The following is a 16,245-nucleotide window of genomic DNA, read 5'->3' as shown; positions in this document are numbered from 1 at the left end:
GACCAGCATGCGGGAGTGCCGCCGCTACTTCGCGAGGAACTCCAGGACGACGCGGTTCCACTCCTCCGGGTGGCTCACGGTCACTCCGTGCGGGGCGCCGTGGACGACGTGCAGCTCGGAGCCGGGGATCGCCGTGTGGGTGCGGGCGCCGGAGCCCTCGAACGGAACCGTGCCGTCGCCGTCGCCGTGGATGACGAGCGCGGGCACCGACACGTTCGGCAGGTCCTCGCGGAAGTCGGTGGTCGCGAACGCCGTCATGCAGGCGAGTGCCGCGTGCTTGGCCGACTGCTTCGCCAGGGCGATCGCCTCCTGGCGCTGCTCCTCCGTCACCTTCAGCACGCCGTCGACCGAGAAGAAGTCGGTGGTGAACCGGTCGTAGAAGTCGTCCTCGCTCTTCGTGAGGCCCGCGGTCATCTGCGCGGCCTGCGCCTTCTCGAGCGGGCCGTCCGGGTTGTCGTCCGTCTTCATCAGGTACGGCGGGACGGCCGAGGCGAAGACGACGCTGTGCAGGCGATCGGCGCCGTACTTCGTGAAGTAGCGGGCGACCTCGCCGCCGCCCATCGAGAAGCCGACCAGGGTGACGTCCTGCAGGTCGAGCTCGGTGAGGAGGGTGTGCAGGTCCTCGGTGAGCGTGTCGTAGCTGTAGCCGGTGAGCGGCTTGTCGCTGCGCCCGAAGCCGCGGCGGTCGTAGGTGACGACGCGGTAGCCGGCCTCGGCGAACGCGGGGATCTGCTCCTTCCACGACTCGCCCGAGAGGGGCCAGCCGTGGATGAGGACCACGGGGCGGCCCGATCCGCCGGTGTCGTCGACGTGCAGGTCCGTGTCCTTGAAGAGTCCGTGGTGGGCGGTGATCTCGGCCATGGCGAGTGCTCCTTCCGGCGCCGACGATCGGCGTCACTCGATGTTCGAGGACGTCCCTGCGAGCGGATGGCCGGGGCGGGGAGGGTTGACAGCTCCCGTCAGTCCGCGACGACGGCCGCGGCGAGGCCCCGCAGCGCGGTGTGCAGCCCGGGGCTCATGGGCAGCCCGGCCTCGAGCACGGCGTTCGCGGCGGCGACCAGCACCGGTGCCGCGGGGGAGGAGACCACGGTGAGGCCGACGGGCGGATCCGTGTCGCCCGAGGGCCGCACGACCAGGACGAGCCGGGAGCTGGGAGCGCTCGTGCTGATCGTCGCTCCCGATCGGGCGGGCAGCACCGCGAGGGTGCCGCGGCCGACGAACTCGCGCTCCTCCCGACTGGCGACGGTGAACGCGCCCTCGAGCGGGAGCAGGAGCACCACCGACCCCGGGTCGGCGCGGGGGCTCGGGCGGAAGTCGATCGTGCCGGCCGTGTGCCAGATCCGCCGGAGGAGCACGCCCTCGGCGGCCGCCTCCTGCCCGGTGACGGCGAACGCGGGGTCGGGCCCGGCCTCGGCGTGGCGGGCCCGCAGCCAGTGCCGGGCGGAGTCGCCGCGGAGGGGCATCGGGCGGATCAGCGGATCGGACACGGCGGCTCCCGAGGAACGCGGACCTGAATCGGCCGAGACAGTGAGGAACCATCATCCTAGGAGCGGCGGGAGGAGTGGTCTCCGGAGTGGCGCGTCCTCACATGCCGATGCCGCCCCGGCCGCGCTGAGCGCGACGCCGGAGCGGCATCCGAAGGGTGGTGCGGACTACTGGAATCCGCCGCCGCGGTCCTCCGGGTCCTCGATCGGGTCGGAGTCGGGAGTGTCGATCGAGTAGGTCACGTGGACCGCCTCGCCGACCTCCTTCGCGGAGACGGCGTTGTACACGAGGTGCGTCTCCTGGCCGTCGACGGCGGCGTAGACGTCGACCTCCTTCTCGTAGCCCCCCTCGGTGCTGACGCGGTTCTCGGTCTGGCCGTCGAACGGCCCGCCCTGGAAGAAGGCGAGGTAGCTCTCGCCCTCGGCGAGTGCGCGGATGTCGTTGCTCATGCCCCCAGGTCTACCACTCGGCGCCTCCCCGCCGCTCGGCCTTGCGCTCGGCGGGCGGAGGAGGGCCGGGAGCGGCGGCGGCCGTGCCGCGAGGTGGCACTGCTCGACGGGATCTCTCCGCACGCGCCGTCAGGGCACGAGCCGCTGCGTGATCGAGGCCGTCGGCCCGCTCAGCGCGATCTCGGCGAGCGCGCCGTTGACCAGGGGCATCTGCGGCGGCTGGTGCCCGGTGTCGACGTCGAGGATCACCGGCACGCCGAGATCGCCGAGAGCGCGCCGCACCGCGTCCTCCTGGCTCAGCTCGGGCAGGGACGCGCCCGCGGTCCGGCCGATCAGGACGCCGGTCGCCTGCTCGAACCAGCCCGCGAGGCGGAGGGAGGTGAGCATCCGGAGCACCGAGACGGAGTCGGACCCGGCCGCCTCCAAGTAGACGACAGTCCCCTCCGGCGCGTAGCGGCGAGCGAAGCCCGGCGCGTCGCCGTAGGGCGTGCCCGCGAGCAGGGACACCGTCTCGAGGCATCCGCCGATCAAGCGGCAGCGCCGACTCGGTTCGGCGGGCTACGACGTCCGCCTCCGGCCGCACGCCCTGAGTGCTCGCCATCCGACGACGCTAACGCCGCTCGCGGCGACCGGCTTCGGATGCCCGGTCCGGCGAGTACCTCCGCGCCCCTCCTGCCCCGAATTGTCGGCCGGCCGCCGAGCGCGATCGCGAGGAGGGTCAGCGCGAGTGCCGCGCCGCCCACCCACTCGTGCGCAGCGCCGCCCGCCGGGAAGAAAGATGGGGCCAGGAGGCGCACCGGAACGTGACGTCCCGGTCTCGCGCAGGCGTCTCGGCTCCGCTGCTGCCTGCGGCGATCAGCGCCACGCGGCGCCTTCAGCTCGTGAGGCGGCCGATCTCGTCCTCGGAGAGGAGGCGGTCGGAGTAGAGCACGATGCGAGCCGCGGGGTCAGGGCTGTGCGCGTCGGGGCCCGCCCACCTCCGTTCGAGACCGAGTCGAGCGACCGTGCGGTGCGATCGCTCGTTCCGTTCCGCGACGACCGCGGTCACGGGGAGCTCCGGCCGGAGCCGCCGCGCCCGAGCGATCCCTGCGGAGGCGACCTCCTTGGCGTACCCCCTGCCCCAGTGGTCCGGATGGACGGTGAACGCGACGTTCCAGGCCGTGTCGGTGAGGAGGGTGCATCCGCCGATCCCGATCGCACCGTCCGAGCCGCCCTCGGGACTCCGCAGCCGGACGACCCAGCTGCTGAGGTCGTCCCGTTCCCACTGCGCCGTTCGGCGGGCGAGCACCGCCCGGGTCTGCTCGACGGAGCCGTGTCGGAGGAGGGGGTCGCCCGCCGCGATCCGCTCGTCGGAGTACAGCCGCCACAGCTCGTCCAGATCGCTCTCGGCGGGACGGAACAGCCGGAGCCGCTCGGTCGTCTCGTCGGGGCGATCACCGGCGCCGATGCTGCTGCCGATCGCTCGAGGCGGGACTCGGGGCCATCGGGGCGGTCGCCGAGGAGTGAGGCGAGCGCGGTGACCGCGCCTGGACGTCCACCTGCTCAGCCCGTGATCAGGCCGGTGAGGCGGTCGGCGGCGGCTCCGATGGTCGAGACCGCGCTGACCGTGAAGAGGCACGCGACGCCCCAGAACCAGGTGCGACCGGGTGCCCCGGCGCTGCGCCGCTCGAAGGCGAGCCACCAGGCGCCGACCACCGAGACGCACGCCGCGACCACCGAGCCGAGCGCCATGCGGACGTACTCCTCCGGACCGGGGGAGGACCAGGCCGTGGTCGCGAGGACGATCAGCAGCGGGACCACGATCATGCCCAGCGCGCCGAGCAGCACCGCGTGGAGGTGAATGCGGGGAGGGGCCCCGGCCGTCGTCGTCGCGGTCCGCGTCCGTGTCGTGTCCATGCCGCGTCCCCCGTCGCCGCGGTCCGGTCCGCGCTGCCCCGACGCTATCCGCTCGCCGTCCCGCCGTCACCCCGCACCTCCGAGCGGGCCGCGTGCCCGGTGGCGTCAGCCACGCCGCCCGCGCCGCCCCGGCCGAACGCCGAGAACGTAGGATGTCCGGGATGACGATCGGACGCCGCCTCTTCCTCTCGGGAGCCGCCACGGGAGTCGGGCTCCTGGCCCTCGCGGGCTGCACGCCGTCGCGTCCGACGCCGACCCGCTCGGTCACGAAGGCCCCCGTGCCCACGCCGAGCACCACCGCCGTCCCCGCGCCGGCCGCCTTCGTGCGCTCCGCCTGGGCCGAGGATCCGTACGCGCTCGGCTCCGTCTCGTACCTGCCCGTCGGCGCGACGCCGCAGAACCGCACCGACCTGGGCACCGCGGTCCTCGACCGCGTCTTCCTCGCGGGCGAGGCCACCGACACGGAGGCGCCCGGCACGCTCCAGGGCGCCTGGAACTCCGGGGTCCGCGCGGCCGCCGAGATCAGCGCCGTCGCCGACGAGGGCGAGCGGATCGCGATCATCGGGGCCGGTCTCGCCGGAGCGGTCGCCGCGCGGCGCCTGTCCGACGCGGGCTTCGACGTCACCGTGGTCGAGGCGCGCGAGCGCACCGGCGGCCGCATCGCCACCGCGACTCCGGACGGCTGGCCGATCGCCGTCGAGACTGGAGCCTGGGCCCTCACCGGCGCGGGAGCCGCCCTGCGCGAGAGCATCGCGGACGCGGGCGTGGTCACGACCGCGGTCGACCTCGCCGACGTCCGCTCGAGCGACGCCGACGGCGCGGCTCTCGACACCGGCACCACGGGCGCCGACGCCCTGACCCGTGCTCTCGAGTGGGGAGCGGAGCAGCCGGAGGACCTGGCGCTCGCCGAGTCGTTCGCCGGCTCCGGAGCGCCCGACCCCGCCGAGGCCGAGCCGGGCTCCGGCGACGGCGACGCCGCCCGCGTGGCGGCGCACCTCGCCGGGACGACCGCGCTGCGCACCGGCGCCGCTCCCGAGGAGCTCTCCTCCTGGTACGGACTGGGAGACGCCTCCGCCGCCACGACCGCGGAGGAGCTGAGCGACGACTCCGGCGACGCGCTGCTGACCGACGGGCTCGCGCCTCTGGTCGACACCTTGCTCGCCGACGTCGAGGTCTCGCTGCGCGCCGTGGTGAGCGGCATCGGCTACACGGACACCGGCGTCAGCATCCGCCTGGGCACCGGCGAGTCGTTCACAGCGGACCGGGTGCTGGTCACCGTGCCGATCGGGGTGCTCCAGACGGACGCGATCGCCTTCGACCCGCCGCTCCCGTTCGCGCAGCGCGCGGCCGTCGCGGCCCTCGGCTCCGGCGTCGTCGAGACGCTGTGGCTGCGCTTCGACGAGGCGTTCTGGGACGCCGGCGCCCCCGCGCGCTGGTCGCTCGTCGGCTCCGAGGCGGGCATCACCGAGTGGCTCAATCTTCAGCCGTCGACCGGCGAGGCGGTGCTCGTCGGGCTGGTCGGAGCGGATCAGGCCCTCTCGCTGCAGGACCTCAGCGACGACGAGCTGGTCACCCTCGCGCAGACGGCGCTCGAGCCGTTCGCCGTCGTCCCCGGCTGACGAGCTCGCGGAGCCGCGCCAGCGGCCCCCGCCACTCCGACGCGTGCGCCGCCCCGAGCGGCCGCACCCGGCTGAGCGCGAGGACGAACGCGGCGATGCCGGAGATCAGGCTCAGCACGATCACGTCGTAGAGCACGAACATCACGGGTCCGTCGACCTGGCCGGGGTCGAGGAAGAAGTACGGGTACCAGCCGATGAGGGCCCCGCGGACCAGGGTGATGACGCCCCAGACGATCGGGAAGCCGAGCACGGTCAGCGCCCCGCGCCAGGCGACCGGGCGGCGGCCGGGTCCGAGGATCCAGTCGAGGATCGCGAGCGTCGGTATCACGAAGTGCAGGAGCGCGCTCGACCAGGGCACGTCGACCCGCACGCCGCGGTTGTTGGCCTCGACCGCGATCAGCCCGAAGACGATCCCCGACACGACCATGTAGGTGAGCACGAGCGCCCGCACGGTGCTGAGCCAGCGCGGCTCCCGCTCGCGCGCGAGGGCGACCAGGCCGGACAGGCCCAGCACCACGACCCCGGCCATGTTCGACTGCGTCGTGAAGTAGGCGAAGAAGTTGTCGATCTGGAACGCGCGGAAGCCCAGCGTGTAGAAGAAGTCGCCGACGAGTCCGACCGCGCCCAGCCCGGCGAGGGCCAGGCGGAGGATCGCGAACGCCTTCCGCACACCCGCTCCGATCCGTCGCCGCTGGGCCCGGAGGGCCGGACTTCCGGACGATTCTACGGTCGCAGCGCTCGGAGCTCCCCGAGCGCGCGGCTCCGCCGGACGGGGGAGGCGGGCCTCGCGGAGGCGATCTAGCGTGGAGGGATGGTGCGCGCACAGGACGGGAAGGGTTCGGGTCGGATGTCGTCGGAGGAGGCGTCCCGGCGCTGGAACGCGGTCACGGGTCCGCTGTTCCTCGCGGCGGGAGCGGTCTTCGCGGTCCTAGGGAATCCGGTCTGGCCGGTGTTCCTCGTCCTGGGGATCACGTTCCTCGGGCTGACCGCCGGCCCCGGGAGGCCGACGAGCCGGAGTGGGGCGCAGGAGCCGGACCGCGATCGGTGACGCGCGCTTCGCGACGCGGACACTCGCCGGTCGCGTTGCCGGGATAGCGTGCGTGTCATGCCCTTCACGCCGAGCCACGCCGTCGTCGCGCTCGCGTTCTCGAACGGCCGGATCCCCGCCGCGGCCGTGGCCATCGGCGCGATGGTCCCGGACATCGGCATGTACCTCCCGATCGCCGTCGCCCGCGAGTCCACCCACTCCCTCCTCGGCGTCGTCACCGTCGACCTGCTGCTCGGAATGCTCGGCCTCGCGCTGTGGAGCGCGGTCGTCGCTCCGGCCTGGCGCGACCTCGCGCCCGCGCTGGTCCGCTCGCGCCTGCGTCCCCGGCGCTCGCCGCTCCGCGGGGCCGCCGAGTGGATCCGCGTGCTCGTCTTCGCGGCCGCCGGCATCGCCATCGGAGCCGCCAGCCACGTGATGTGGGACGGCTTCACCCACAGGGGCGGCCTCTTCGTCTCGGCGATCCCGCTGCTGCAGCAGGAGCTCGGGCCCTTCCCCGGCTTCCGATGGGCGCAGTACGCGAGCGGCGTGCTCGGGCTGCTCGGGCTCGGGATCGGCGCGGTGGTCTGGTACGTCGGCCGCCGTCCCCGGAAGCTCCGCTCCGACGGCCGGCAGCCGGTGCGCATCGCGGCCGCGGCCGTGGTGCTCGCGGCCGCGGTGGTTCCCGCCGGGATCGTGCTGGCGGGGGCGGGCATCGATCCGCTCGACGCCGCCTACCGGGCGCACGTGGTGCGGGCGGCGATCCTGCTCGTGGGAGGCGGCGCTACGGCCGCGGTCGCCGTCGCGGCGGTCTGGTGGCTCACCGGCCGAGGGGTGCGCGGGGCCGTCGTCTGAGACGACGGAGGACGAGCCTGTCGTCTCAAGGGAGCACGGGCATCCGTCGCGAGGAGGATGCGCCGGTGCATAGCCCACCGATAGCGTCGGACACGGCCCGTTGGGGCGGGCCGCCTTCGGGGGAAGGCACTAAGGGGAAATCGGGGGCTCGCGGCACACGCCGCGGGCCCTCTACCCGTTTCCGGGCCCCCGCCGCCTCAGCGCCGCTTCGAGCGCGGCCGGTTCTGCGCGGCCGGGCGCTGCGGGATGCGCGGAGCGCCCTCGCCGGCGGCCCCCTGGGGGAGCGAGGACGCGGGCGGGATCGGGCGGCGGGTCACCGGGCGCACAGGCTCGCCGCGGCGCGTCTGGCCGGGGATCGGCCGCGAGCGGCGTCCGTAGATCAGCTCGGACGAGTCGAGCAGCCACGGCACCAGCGCCACCGTCACTCCGTGCACCAGCAGGAGCTTCTGGCGGATCCGCCGCGACTTGTGGTTGTGGAGGAACGCCTCCCACCAGTGCCCGACGATGTACTGCGGCATGTAGACCGTCGTGATCTCGGAGCCGTGCTCGAGGCGGTGGGCCTTGATGTACTTGATCAGCGGGTACGAGATGTCGCGGTAGGGAGAGGCCACGCAGCGCAGCGGCACCTCGATGTCCATCTGCGCCCAGTCGGCCTTGAGCTGCGCGGTCTGCGCGTCGTCGATGGAGGAGTGCACCGCCTCCAGCGTCTCGTGCCGCGCCGCGATGGCGTAGTCGAGCGCCTTCAGCGTGGGCTTGTTCATCCGGCCCACCAGCACGATCGCGTGGTCGCCGTTGGCGCCGAAGGTCGTGGTCGGGTCGACCTCGATCTCCTTCTCGACGTCGCGGTAGTAGCGGTAGACGCCGGCCATCAGGACGCCGAGGATCGGCATCACCAGGTAGACGAGCCAGGCGCCGTGGGTGAACTTCGTGATCGTGACGACGACGAGCACCGCGAACGTCAGCGTCGCGCCGAACAGGTTGATGGCCAGGCTCGTGTAGACGGTGCGCGAGCCCTCGCCGTTGCGGATCATCCGCACCCAGTGCTTGACCATGCCCGACTGCCCGAGCGTGAACGAGACGAAGACGCCGATGATGTACAGCTGCACGAGGCTCGTGAGCGAGGCCTGGTAGACGAGCAGGATGATCGCGGCGACGAGCGCCAGGATGATCACTCCGTTGGAGTAGATGAGGCGGTCGCCGCGGGTGTTCAGCGACTTGGGCGCGTAGCCGTCGCGGGCCAGCACGGAGCCCAGCAGCGGGAAGCCGTTGAACGCGGTGTTCGCCGCGAGGAGCAGGACGGCGGCGGTCGCGGCCTGGATGATGAAGAACAGGATCGTGTTGTTGCCGAACGTGGCGGCGGCGACCTGCGCGATCACGGAGCGCTGCGGGGTCGTGGCGCAGTCGGCGAAGCCCACCAGGTGGCAGGCGTTCTCGGCGTAGTGCACGTTCGAGAGCAGGGCGAGGGCGGTCAGGCCGACGAAGAGCACGATCGCGATCGTGCCCATCGCGACGAGGGTGCGCTGGGCGTTCCTGACCTTCGGGGCGCGGAACGCGGGCACGCCGTTCGAGATCGCCTCGACGCCCGTGAGCGCCGCGCAGCCGCTGGCGAAGGAGCGCAGCAGCAGGAGGACGACGGCCGCCTGCGTGAGCTGCTCGCCCTGCACGGTGAAGCCCGCCGACTCCGCGACCGGGGTGTCGCCGAAGGCGGTGCGGACCAGGCCGACGACGACCATCACGAAGACGCTCGCGACGAAGAGGTACGTCGGGACGGCGAAGGCGCGGCTCGACTCCGAGACGCCGCGGAGGTTCACGGCCGCCAGCAGCACGACGAAGAGGATCGCCAGCTCGACCCGCAGCGGCGCCAGCTCGGGCACCGCGGAGATGATGTTGTCGACTCCGGAGGCGACCGACACGGCCACGGTGAGCACGTAGTCCACGAGGAGGGCGGCGGCGACCGTGAGGCCCGCCGTCTCGCCCAGGTTGGTGCGGGCGACCTCGTAGTCGCCGCCGCCGGACGGGTACGCCCGGATCAGCTGGCGGTAGCTCAGCACCACCACGACCAAAAGGACGACCACGCATGCGGCCACCCAGGGGGCGAAGGTGAGGAAGGAGAGCCCGCCGAGCAGCAGGATCATCAGCAGCTCCTGCGGCGCGTAGGCCACGGAGGAGAGCGGGTCGCTGGCGAAGATGGGGAGCGCGAGCCGCTTCTGCAGCAGCTGTCCCTCGAGCTTGTCGCTGGGGAGCGGCTCGCCGATGAAGAAGTGCTTGGCGGTGCGCAGCTCGGTCGCGTCGGCCGATGATCCGTCCGCGGCGGACGGGGGGCCCTCGTGTGTCACGAGCGATGACACTACTCCGTACGAGGGGGCAGTCAAGACGGCCGGGAGCGGGCCGAGCGGAGGCTGATCTCGCGCTGTGACCGGGAGTTTCCCGGTGCGGCGGGGAGCGGCGGCCGGCGTGCTCGCGGCCGGCGCCCCGAGCGGGGGGTCAGCGGCCGTCGCGGGTCGCGGCTCCGATCAGGCCGGTGAGGCTGTCGCGGAGCGCGGTGAGCTCCTCGAGGGGGACGTCGAGCCGCTCCACGATCTGCGGAGGAACCTGCAGGGCCTGCTCGCGGAGGGCCGCTCCGGAGGGGGTCAGCGCGACGTCGAGGCGGCGCTCGTCGTCGCTGCTCCGGGCGCGCGTGACGTGGCCGCTCGCCTCCAGGCGCTTCACGAGCGGGCTGAGCGTGGCCGGCTCGAGGCGGAGGGCGGAGCCGAGGTCGGCGAGCGAGCGGGGGCTGCGCTCCCAGAGCGCGAGCATCACGAGGTACTGCGGGTGCGTGAGCCCGAGCGGCTCGAGCACGGGGCGGTACAGCCCGATGACGGTGCGCGCCGCGACGGCGAGGGAGAAGCAGACCTGGTTCTGGAGGGCGAGCGGGTCGGTTTCCACGGCGTCATCCTCTCATCGTGCCCTGATGGTTAGTACACTAAGGATATGACGCGGAAGAAGACCGGCTCCCTCTACCAGCGCTTCAACGCGCGGCTGTTCCCCTGGATCGGCCCGCCGCCGCTCGGCCCGTACGACCAGCCCGAGCAGGAGGCGCCGGCGGGGCAGGCGTGCCCGCTCTGCGGCCGGCCGATGTCCGAGCACGTCATCGACCGCTCCGGTCCGCGCACCCAGCTGTACTGCCCGAGCGACCCCTCCTGAGTCGCACGCCCCCGTTCGGGGGCCGGGGGCTTCGGGCGGCGGGGGCGGATGATGAGCGCATGTCCCGTCTGAGCCCCACCGCCGCCCGCGTCGTCCAGTACAGCCGTTTCGGCGACGCGGACGTCCTCGAGATCGCCGAGGTCGAGCGGCCGAAGCCCGGGGCGGGCGAGGTGCTGGTCGAGGTGCTCTCCGCCGGGGTGAACCACATGGAGGCGTTCATCCGGCAGGGCCAGTTCGACTCCGACCACTCCGCCGCCTTCCCGATGCGCCAGGGCACCGACTTCTCGGGCGTCGTCGTCGCCCTCGGCGAGGGCGTCACCGACATCAGGCTCCGCAGCGACGTGGTCGGCCACGCGCTCGTCGGCTCGCACGCGACCCACGTCGTGGTGCCGCGCCGCAACCTCGTCGCCAAGCCCGCCTCCGTGAGCTGGGAGGTCGGCGGCGCGCTGTTCCTCGCCGGAGTGACCGCGTGGCGTGCGCTCGAGGCCACGCACGTCGGACCGGACGACACCGTCCTCGTCTCCGCCGCGGCCGGAGGAGTGGGCAGCCTCGAGATCCAGCTGGCGAAGCTCCGCGGCGCGACGGTGATCGGCACCTGCGGCGAGCGCAACTTCGACTACCTCCGCCAGATCGGCGTGAAGCCGGTGGTCTACGGCGACGGGATCGCCGACCGCATCCGGGCGGCGGCGCCCGGCGGGGTCACGGTGTTCCTCGACAACTTCGGCGGGGAGAACGACGCCCTCGCCGACGAGCTCGGCATCGCGGCGGGCCGCTTCCACTCCAGCGACGACCGCAAGGAGATCGAGCTGCGCGCCGTCTGGCCCGACGCCGAGACCGCCCAGCGCGACACCGAGATCCTCGGCGAGCTGGTCGGCCTCGTCGGCGAGCAGAAGCTGCGGGTGCTCGTCTCGGGCTTCTACCCCTTCGACCAGGTGCAGGACGCCTTCGACGACCTCGAGAAGCGGCACTCGCGCGGCAAGATCGTCCTCGGCATGAACCCGGTGGACCCGGCGAAGGTCACCAAGGCGCGCGACATCCACGAGGCCGGCCGCTAGCCGCACCCTCCCGGCGGCTGTCCGGGCTGCTCTCCGGGCGGCCACAATGGGGCCGTGGCGCGCGGACGCCCGGGAGGAGTGACGCGATGGAGGAGCCCGTCGTCGCGATCGTCTGGATCGTCTCGTTCGTGGTGGTGACCGTCCTGGTCACCGGGCTGTCGGGGCGGGTGAACTGGTCCGCTCCCGTGGCGCTCGTCGCCGTCGGAGCCCTCGCCTCCTTCGTGCCCGGGATCCCGGAGGTGGTGGTCGAGCCGGACGTGGTGCTGTTCGGGATCCTGCCGCCGCTGCTCTACGCGGCGGCGATCCGCACCTCCGTCCTCGACGTCCGCGCCCGCGGCGACAGCATCCTCCTGCTGTCGGTCGGGCTCGTCGTCTTCACGGTCGCGGTGGTCGGCGCGGTGGCCTGGATGGTCGTCCCGGCGATCACGGTCGCCGCGGCTCTCGCGTTCGGCGCGATCGTGGCGCCCACGGACGCGGTGGCGGTCACGGCGATCGCGGGGCGGCTCCGCCTGCCGCGGCGCATGCTCACGGTGCTCGAGGGCGAGAGCCTCCTCAACGACGCGACCGCGCTGGTGGCGCTGAACGCCTCCCTCCTGGCGATCGTCAGCACGGTGACTCCCGGGCGCATCGCGCTCGACTTCGTGCTGGCCGTGGCGGTGGGCGGCGGGGTCGGGATCGGCATCGCCGTGCTGCTCGGGTTCGTGCGCAAGCAGGTGCAGTCGTCCGTCCTGGACACGAGCCTCTCGCTGGTGACGCCCTACGTCGCGTTCATCCCGGCGCAGCTGCTGCACGGCTCCGGGGTGCTGGCGGTCGTGGTAGCGGGGCTCTACCTGGGCTACCGGGCGCCGGTCATCCAGTCGGCGCAGGCGCGGATCGCGGAGTCGCTCAACTGGCGGACGATCCAGTTCCTGCTCGAGAACGCGGTGTTCCTCTTCATCGGGCTGAGCCTGTCGTCGGTGGTGGAGGCGACGGCCGACTCGGGCATCGGGGTCTGGCAGACGGTCGGCATCGGCGCGGCCGTGCTCGCGGCGCTGGTCGGGAGCCGCGTGGCCTGGATGTGCATGACGACGCTGCTGTTCCGGCACGGTCCGCGCCGGCTGCAGCAGCGCGGGTGGACCTGGCCGACCGCGATCGGGGTGTCGTTCGCGGGCATCCGCGGCGTGGTCACCCTCGCCGCCGCGTTCCTCCTGCCCGCGGAGACGCCGCAGCGCGCGTTCCTGCAGTTCCTCGCCTTCATCGTGGTGGCGGGGACGCTCGTCGAGGGGCTCGCGCTCCCGCGGCTCGTCCGCGCCCTGAAGCTCCCGGCCCCGAACGAGATGCAGGAGCACGTCGAGAAGCAGATGCTGCTCGCCGAGGCGCAGGCCGCCGGCCTCGCCCGGCTCGACGCGGAGCCGCAGGACGGAGTGGAGGACCGCGTTCTCGACCGGCTGCGGCGGAACGCGACGTTCCTCGCCGACGCCCTGGAGAACCCTCCGGAGGGCGAGGGCGTGGAGCCGCTCCCGCAGGCCTACAACCGGCTCCGGCGCGTGATGATCGCGGCCGAGCGGGAGGCGGTGCTCCGCGCGCGCTCCGAGGGGCGGTACCAGGAGCCGGCGGTGGTGAGCGCTCTGGCGTTCCTCGACGTGGAGGAGGAGGCGCTGGCGGTCGGGCGGCAGTAGCGCCAGGAGGGCGGGGACCCCGGGCGGGATCCCCGCCCTCCCGGCGGTGCGGTGTCCGGGCTCAGCCCAGGGTGGAGCGGACCGAGGCGCGGGCCTCGTCGAGCGCGGCGCGCAGGGCGTCGACGCTCGCGGTCGTCACCGATCCCGAGGAGGCGGCGGTGCGCAGCTCCGCGCGCAGCTCGTCGCGGAACTCGGTGAGCAGCACCTCGGCGTCGCGCAGGGCGATCCGCGAGGCGGTGCGCGCGTCGGGCGAGGCCGGCGCGGCCTGCTCCGGCGCGGGCTGCTCGGAGGGGGTGCCGGACGTGTCCTGCGGGCGCGGCTCCTCGGCGGAGTGCTCCGGTCGGCGTCCGGGCTCCCGCGAGTCGCGGGCGGCGCTGGCCAGGTCGGCGCGGAGGCTCTTCATCGCCTCCGCGACGCCGAGGCGGACCTCGTCGGCGAGCCGGCGGACGGAGTCGGTGAGCTCCTCCTCGATGTCGCCCAGGTCGGTCGCGCGGTTCGCGAGCTCGGCGCGGCCGGCGTCGGTGATGGAGTAGACGGTCTTGCGGCCGTCGGCCTCCTTCGTGACGAGTCCCTCCTCCTCGAGCTTCGCGAGGCGCGGGTAGACCGTTCCGGCGCTGGGCGCGTAGGTGCCGCCGAAGCGCTCGCTGAGCGCCTGGATCAGCTCGTAGCCGTGGCGCGGCGACTCGGCGAGGAGGTTGAGCAGGTAGAGGCGCAGGCGGCCGTGCGCGAAGACGGGGCTCACAGCGAGCTCCCGTCCATCGGGCGGCGGCCGTCGGCGGGGCCGGCGCCGGGAGAGCCCCAGCCCTCGCCCACCGAGGCGGAGGAGGCGGTGACGGACCGGCGGACGACGACCACGTCTCCCGAGACGGAGTTGGCGGCGACGTCGACCCACTTCGAGTCGAGCGATCCCGTGGTCGAGGTGAAGCCCCGGCCGAAGGTGCCCTTGACGACGGAGCCGTCGAGCTGGAGTGTGCCCGAGACGGTGTTGATGCGGTAGCGGGCGCCGAGGCCCTCGTCGACGCGGATCGTGAGGTCGCCGCTGACGGTGTTGGCCTGGATCCGGTCGGGGGTGCCCTCGGCGTCGACGAACACGCTGCCCGAGACGCCGTCGACGGTGAAGCGGGTGAGCTCGCCGGTCGCGGTGACGTCGCCGGAGACGGTGCGCGCGGTGACGCGGCCGGTGTGGCTGCGGACCGAGAGCTCGCCGTGGACGGTGTTCACCTCGATGTCGCCGTGCAGGCCGTCGACGACGATGTCGCCGCCGACGGTCGAGACGCGGGCGTCGCTGTGGAGGCCCGAGACCAGGCCGTCGGCCGAGACGGTGTCGAACTTGAGGTCGACGCCGCGGGGGACGAGGAGGCTGATGTCGGCGCGGTCGCCGCGGCGGCCGAGGCCCTTCACGACGTCGACGATGGTGTCCCAGCGGAGCTGGACGTGGTCGATCTCGAGGCGGTCGCCGTCCATCGAGACCTTGAGCGGGCGGCCGTCGACGCTGTGGACCTCCACGCGAGCGGTCGGCTCGTCGTGGGCGATGACGTCGATCTGGCCGCCGACGAGGGCGACCTTGACCGAGCGGACGACGTCGAGGTCGATGACCTTCGTCTCGCCGGCCTGTACGAGCCATTTCTCGAGGGACATGAGCTCCTCCTCCTGCACCGGAGTGCCTTTCTGAAACGCGATACATCGCGAGTGGACGAGAGTCACGATATATCTCGATCGCTGCGGCCGGCAACGGGGCTCGGCCGGTTCCCAGCGTCGAGGGGCCGGGACCGGGGCGGGGCCGAGGCGGGATGAGGCCGGGGGCCGGAGCCGAGGCCGCCGTCGAGGGGGTGAGGCCGCGGCGGGCGCCGTGGTAGACCGGGCGCATGGACCCGATCGCGGCACTCGAGGAGATCGCAGCACTGCTCGAGCGGGAGCGGGCCTCCCGCTACCGGGCGAAGGCGTTCCGCCGGGCGGCCGCGGTGCTGGAGGGGATGGCGTCCGCCGAGCGGGACGACCTCGCCCTCGTGCGGCGGGCCTCCGGGATCGGCGACACGACCTTCACGGTGATCGAGCAGGCGCGGTCGGGCCGGGTGCCCGACTACCTCGCGGAGCTGCGCGGGTCGGCTCCTCCGCCCGCGAGCGCGCTGCGGGGACGGCTGCGCGGCGACCTCCACAGTCACAGCGAGTGGTCCGACGGGGCGACGCCCGTCCTCGCGATGGTGGACGCGGCCCGCGCGCTCGGCCACGAGTACCTGGCGCTCACCGACCACTCGCCGCGGCTCAGGGTCGCCCACGGTCTCAGCGCGGAGCGGCTGGAGGAGCAGCTCGCCCATCTCGCGGGCCTCGACACCGGGCCCCTGCGGCTGCTCAGCGGGATCGAGGTCGACGTCCTCGAGGACGGCGCGCTCGACCAGACGGACGAGCTGCTGGACCGCCTCGACGTGGTCGTCGCGAGCGCCCACTCGAAGCTGCGGCTGCCCTCCCGTGAGATGACGGCCCGGCTGGTCGCGGCGGCCTCGGATCCGCGGACCGACGTCCTCGGCCATGTCACGGGGCGGCTGGTGTCGGGCGAGCGCGGCACCCGCCCGCCGTCGACCTTCGACGCCCGGGCCGTGTTCCGCGCGTGCGCCGACCACTCCACCGCGGTCGAGATCAACGCCCGCCCCGAGCGCGAGGACCCGCCGGACGAGCTGATCGCGCTCGCGCTCGAGGAGGGCTGCCTGTTCTCGATCGACAGCGACGCGCATGCTCCGGGTCAGCTGGGCCTGCTCGACTACGGGGCGGAGCGGGCGGAGCGGCTCGGCGTCCCGGAGGAGCGGATCGTGACCACCTGGCCGGTCGAGCGGCTCCTGGAGTGGACCCGCGGCTGAGGATCCTCGCGCGTTGCGCAAACGAACTGCGGCCATCACCCCCTTGACAGGAGGCCGTACCGCGGGAGGAGATCCGACGCAAGTGGCGAAATCTCAGCCGCCCACGCGGCATGCTCGGTACCGGTCCGCTCCTCCCGGGCCGCTCCAGCGGTCGGGAGTCGCGCTCCGT

At 73.4% G+C, this 16,245-nt stretch carries 18 protein-coding genes; 7 read left to right on the top strand and 11 right to left on the bottom strand.

Annotation, left to right across the window (positions count from 1 at the left end; genetic code table 11):
* Nucleotides 1-24 precede the first annotated feature (24 nt).
* The 6 genes from C5C39_RS13225 to C5C39_RS17580 all read right to left on the bottom strand — a co-directional run bounded on the left by C5C39_RS13225 (nucleotide 25) and on the right by C5C39_RS17580 (nucleotide 3,830).
* Nucleotides 25-861 (bottom strand): alpha/beta fold hydrolase, encoded by an 837-nt coding sequence (locus tag C5C39_RS13225; RefSeq protein ID WP_104353581.1) that lies wholly within the window; start codon nucleotides 859-861, stop codon nucleotides 25-27.
* Nucleotides 862-959: 98 nt separating this feature from the next.
* Complete coding sequence (locus tag C5C39_RS13220; RefSeq protein ID WP_104353580.1) at nucleotides 960-1,487, bottom strand: hypothetical protein; 528 nt, start codon at nucleotides 1,485-1,487, stop codon at nucleotides 960-962.
* A gap of 165 nt (nucleotides 1,488-1,652) precedes the next feature.
* Nucleotides 1,653-1,934: an oligoribonuclease gene (locus tag C5C39_RS13215; protein ID WP_104223758.1), complete on the bottom strand. Its 282-nt coding sequence runs from the start codon at nucleotides 1,932-1,934 to the stop codon at nucleotides 1,653-1,655.
* Between the two features lie 129 nt (nucleotides 1,935-2,063).
* Nucleotides 2,064-2,465 (bottom strand): hypothetical protein, encoded by a 402-nt coding sequence (locus C5C39_RS13210; protein ID WP_104353579.1) that lies wholly within the window; start codon nucleotides 2,463-2,465, stop codon nucleotides 2,064-2,066.
* A gap of 343 nt (nucleotides 2,466-2,808) precedes the next feature.
* Nucleotides 2,809-3,552 carry a GNAT family N-acetyltransferase gene (locus tag C5C39_RS17585; RefSeq protein ID WP_181136385.1) on the bottom strand — a complete coding sequence of 248 codons (744 nt, stop codon included), beginning with the start codon at nucleotides 3,550-3,552 and terminating at the stop codon, nucleotides 2,809-2,811.
* Nucleotides 3,477-3,830 carry a hypothetical protein gene (locus C5C39_RS17580; protein ID WP_181136384.1) on the bottom strand — a complete coding sequence of 118 codons (354 nt, stop codon included), beginning with the start codon at nucleotides 3,828-3,830 and terminating at the stop codon, nucleotides 3,477-3,479. The genes C5C39_RS17585 and C5C39_RS17580 overlap by 76 nt, the downstream gene beginning before the upstream one ends.
* Before the next feature lie 161 nt (nucleotides 3,831-3,991).
* Here C5C39_RS17580 and C5C39_RS13200 point away from each other — a divergent pair, with 161 nt between their 5' ends.
* A complete protein-coding gene (locus tag C5C39_RS13200; protein WP_181136383.1) occupies nucleotides 3,992-5,449 on the top strand; it encodes an NAD(P)/FAD-dependent oxidoreductase in 1,458 nt (485 codons plus the stop codon).
* Here C5C39_RS13200 and C5C39_RS13195 read toward each other — a convergent pair.
* Nucleotides 5,400-6,119 carry a Pr6Pr family membrane protein gene (locus tag C5C39_RS13195; protein ID WP_104233845.1) on the bottom strand — a complete coding sequence of 240 codons (720 nt, stop codon included), beginning with the start codon at nucleotides 6,117-6,119 and terminating at the stop codon, nucleotides 5,400-5,402. The genes C5C39_RS13200 and C5C39_RS13195 overlap by 50 nt on opposite strands.
* A 141-nt stretch (nucleotides 6,120-6,260) precedes the next feature.
* On the opposite strand from C5C39_RS13195, the gene C5C39_RS13190 reads away from it, so the two are divergent.
* Nucleotides 6,261-6,497 (top strand): SdpI family protein, encoded by a 237-nt coding sequence (locus C5C39_RS13190; protein ID WP_104353577.1) that lies wholly within the window; start codon nucleotides 6,261-6,263, stop codon nucleotides 6,495-6,497.
* A gap of 57 nt (nucleotides 6,498-6,554) precedes the next feature.
* Nucleotides 6,555-7,328, top strand: coding sequence for a DUF4184 family protein (locus tag C5C39_RS13185; protein WP_104353576.1), 774 nt, complete (start codon nucleotides 6,555-6,557; stop codon nucleotides 7,326-7,328).
* A gap of 197 nt (nucleotides 7,329-7,525) precedes the next feature.
* On the opposite strand, the gene C5C39_RS13180 is transcribed toward C5C39_RS13185, so the two are convergent.
* Together C5C39_RS13180 and C5C39_RS13175 are read right to left on the bottom strand one after the other, a co-directional pair.
* Nucleotides 7,526-9,607 carry an APC family permease gene (locus C5C39_RS13180; RefSeq protein WP_104353588.1) on the bottom strand — a complete coding sequence of 694 codons (2,082 nt, stop codon included), beginning with the start codon at nucleotides 9,605-9,607 and terminating at the stop codon, nucleotides 7,526-7,528.
* Nucleotides 9,608-9,812: 205 nt separating this feature from the next.
* On the bottom strand, nucleotides 9,813-10,253 hold the full coding sequence (locus C5C39_RS13175) for a MarR family winged helix-turn-helix transcriptional regulator (protein WP_104223751.1): 441 nt from the start codon (nucleotides 10,251-10,253) through the stop codon (nucleotides 9,813-9,815).
* 45 nt (nucleotides 10,254-10,298) lie between these two features.
* Here C5C39_RS13175 and C5C39_RS13170 point away from each other — a divergent pair, with 45 nt between their 5' ends.
* The 3 genes from C5C39_RS13170 (at nucleotide 10,299) to C5C39_RS13160 (ending at nucleotide 13,224) form a co-directional block, all read left to right on the top strand.
* Nucleotides 10,299-10,511, top strand: a complete 213-nt coding sequence (locus C5C39_RS13170; protein ID WP_104223750.1) for a hypothetical protein — start codon at nucleotides 10,299-10,301, stop codon at nucleotides 10,509-10,511.
* 59 nt (nucleotides 10,512-10,570) lie between these two features.
* Nucleotides 10,571-11,566 (top strand): NADP-dependent oxidoreductase, encoded by a 996-nt coding sequence (locus C5C39_RS13165; RefSeq protein WP_104353575.1) that lies wholly within the window; start codon nucleotides 10,571-10,573, stop codon nucleotides 11,564-11,566.
* Between the two features lie 86 nt (nucleotides 11,567-11,652).
* A complete protein-coding gene (locus tag C5C39_RS13160) occupies nucleotides 11,653-13,224 on the top strand; it encodes a sodium:proton antiporter (RefSeq protein WP_104223748.1) in 1,572 nt (523 codons plus the stop codon).
* Nucleotides 13,225-13,285: 61 nt separating this feature from the next.
* On the opposite strand, the gene C5C39_RS13155 is transcribed toward C5C39_RS13160, so the two are convergent.
* Nucleotides 13,286-13,966: a PadR family transcriptional regulator gene (locus tag C5C39_RS13155; protein WP_104267862.1), complete on the bottom strand. Its 681-nt coding sequence runs from the start codon at nucleotides 13,964-13,966 to the stop codon at nucleotides 13,286-13,288.
* Nucleotides 13,963-14,862: a hypothetical protein gene (locus tag C5C39_RS13150; protein WP_258075839.1), complete on the bottom strand. Its 900-nt coding sequence runs from the start codon at nucleotides 14,860-14,862 to the stop codon at nucleotides 13,963-13,965. The genes C5C39_RS13155 and C5C39_RS13150 overlap by 4 nt, the downstream gene beginning before the upstream one ends.
* 227 nt (nucleotides 14,863-15,089) lie before the next feature.
* Between C5C39_RS13150 and C5C39_RS13145 the strand changes: the two genes are divergently transcribed.
* Nucleotides 15,090-16,076: a PHP domain-containing protein gene (locus C5C39_RS13145; RefSeq protein ID WP_104282642.1), complete on the top strand. Its 987-nt coding sequence runs from the start codon at nucleotides 15,090-15,092 to the stop codon at nucleotides 16,074-16,076.
* Nucleotides 16,077-16,245 lie beyond the last annotated feature (169 nt).

This window comes from Rathayibacter sp. AY1F3 (genome assembly GCF_002931975.1).
In the GTDB taxonomy this organism is placed as follows: domain Bacteria; phylum Actinomycetota; class Actinomycetes; order Actinomycetales; family Microbacteriaceae; genus Rathayibacter.
Note: the sequence above shows the minus strand (reverse complement) of the source record. Positions and strands in the feature narration are given on the sequence as shown.